The organism is uncultured Shewanella sp. (assembly GCF_947501665.1).
Lineage (GTDB): Bacteria > Pseudomonadota > Gammaproteobacteria > Enterobacterales > Shewanellaceae > Shewanella.
Genome location: NZ_CANMWS010000122.1, coordinates 1 through 208, shown reverse-complemented (window position 1 = coordinate 208; position 208 = coordinate 1). Strand labels below are relative to the sequence as shown.

At 30.8% G+C, this 208-nt stretch carries 1 protein-coding gene; it reads right to left on the bottom strand.

Going from position 1 to position 208, the window contains the following annotated elements; all coding sequences use genetic code 11:
* Positions 1-196: hypothetical protein (locus tag Q0976_RS24155; RefSeq protein WP_299497420.1), on the bottom strand; the 196-nt coding region annotated here is incomplete at its 3' end.
* Positions 197-208 lie beyond the last annotated feature (12 nt).

The window sequence follows — 208 nt, the reverse complement described above, 5'->3', positions numbered from 1 at the left end:
TCCCTGATGTAAAAATAACATAGGCAATATCATCTAAATCAACTGTTGGCAATGACTCATTATCTGATGAAACAGATGCATCATTTATAATATCTTCTATAATAATCCAATCATATGTGAATTCTTTCTTACTACCTTTAATTAAGTCTTGGTAAGCTGAAGAGGACACCAATATATGAGAAACATCGCCTTCCAATAATACTTCATT